The following is a 2,018-nucleotide window of genomic DNA, read 5'->3' as shown; positions in this document are numbered from 1 at the left end:
GTCAAGCGATCACAAACCCTGACAAAACAATTAGCTCCATCAAGCGTCACATTGGTACGAACCACAAAGAAAACATCGATGGCAAAGACTACACACCACAAGAAATTTCGGCTATTATTCTTCAAAAGCTGAAAGCTGACGCAGAAGCTTACCTGGGCCAAACGGTAACACAAGCTGTTATCACGGTTCCAGCTTATTTCAACGACAGCCAACGTCAAGCAACGAAAGATGCTGGTAAAATTGCTGGTCTTGAAGTACTTCGTATCGTCAACGAGCCAACTGCTGCAGCACTTGCTTACGGTTTGGAGAAAACAGAAGATCAAACGATTCTTGTTTATGACCTTGGGGGCGGTACATTTGACGTGTCCATCCTTGAACTTGGCGATGGCTTCTTCGAAGTTAAAGCAACAAGTGGTGATAACAAACTAGGCGGAGATGATTTTGACCAAGTCATCATTGACTACCTCGTAGCTGAATTCAAAAAAGAGCAAGGCATTGATCTTAGCAAAGATAAAGCTGCTGTTCAACGTTTGAAAGATGCTGCTGAAAAAGCGAAAAAAGAGCTTTCCGGCGTACTAACTACAACGGTTTCCCTACCGTTCATTACAGTAGCTGACGGCGTGCCTCAGCATTTGGAGTTAAACCTTACTCGCGCGAAATTCGAAGAGATTTCCGCACACTTGGTAGAAAGAACGCTTGGACCAACTCGTCAAGCTTTACAAGATTCCGGTCTTTCCACTAGCCAAATCGACAAAGTTGTTCTTGTCGGCGGATCCACGCGTATTCCTGCGGTTGTAGAAGCGATCAAGAAATTGACAGGTAAAGAGCCACACAAAGGCGTTAACCCGGACGAAGTTGTTGCTCTAGGAGCAGCTGTTCAAGCTGGTGTTTTGACTGGTGAAGTTAAAGACGTTGTTCTTCTTGACGTAACACCACTTTCCCTTGGTATCGAAACAGCAGGTGGCGTGTTCACGAAAATGATCGATCGTAATACGACGATCCCTACAACGAAATCACAAGTGTACTCCACTTATGCAGATAACCAAACTAGCGTTGAGATTCACGTGCTTCAAGGTGAGCGCTCCATGGCTAGCGGTAACAAAACACTGGGCCGTTTCATGCTTGGTGATATTCCTCCGGCTCCACGCGGCGTTCCGCAAATCGAAGTTAGCTTCGATATCGATGCCAATGGTATCGTGAACGTGTCCGCTTTGGATAAAGGAACTGGCAAAAGCCAAAAAATCACAATCACTTCTTCCAGCGGCTTGAGCGATTCGGAAGTTGAACAAATGGTGAAAGATGCGGAAGCACACGCTGAGGAAGATCGCGCTCGCAAAGAGCTTGTAGAAGCTCGTAACGAAGCCGACCAACTCGTGTATTCCGTTGACAAAACCATCAAAGATCTTGGCGACAAAGTAGACCAAGGTGAGATCGATAAAGCAAATGCTGCCAAAGAGAAAGTAACAACTGCTCTAGCTGGCAACGATCTCGAAACAATCAAAGCAGCAACTGCTGAGCTTACAGAAGTGATCCAACAGCTTTCTGTGAAGCTGTATGAGCAAGCTTCCGCGGGGCAAGGTCCAGATGACGGTGCAGCAGGCGGAGGAGCAGGCGAAGCTCCTAAAGGCAGAGAAAATGTTGTTGACGCAGACTACGAAGTTGTTGACGAACCAAAAAAATAAACATATCCTATAGTAATGCTGGATGTGAAGAAACGAAGGAGTCAAAGCCAAGGGGGTTCCCCGTGGCTTTGACTTTCCGTTTGTAGTCTTGAACATGGGAGTGGAACAATGAGTAAACGTGATTATTATGAGGTGCTTGGGGTCGGCAAGGATGCTTCGCAAGAAGACATCAAAAAGGCTTACCGTAAAATGGCGCGTCAGTATCACCCTGACGTGAACAAAGCTGCTGATGCGGAAGATAAATTCAAAGAAGCAAAAGATGCGTATGATGTGCTGAGCGACGATCAGAAGAAATCGCAATATGACCGTTTTGGTCACGTTGATCCGAACCAAGGG

Annotated in this window: 2 protein-coding genes; both read left to right on the top strand. The window is 46.2% G+C overall.

Annotation, left to right across the window (positions count from 1 at the left end; translation table 11 throughout):
• The coding region (gene dnaK / locus AC1DUA_RS35290; RefSeq protein WP_477504173.1) for a molecular chaperone DnaK at window positions 1-1,682 on the top strand (1,682 nt) is incomplete at its 5' end.
• Window positions 1,683-1,790: 108 nt separating this feature from the next.
• Window positions 1,791-2,018, top strand: a 228-nt coding sequence (locus AC1DUA_RS35285; RefSeq protein WP_477504172.1) for a DnaJ domain-containing protein, incomplete at its 3' end; no start/stop codon positions are given.

Source organism: Paenibacillus sp. 01T422 (assembly GCF_056398785.1).
The sequence above is the reverse complement of the archived record's forward strand: the minus strand, read 5'-3'. Positions and strand labels throughout refer to the sequence as shown.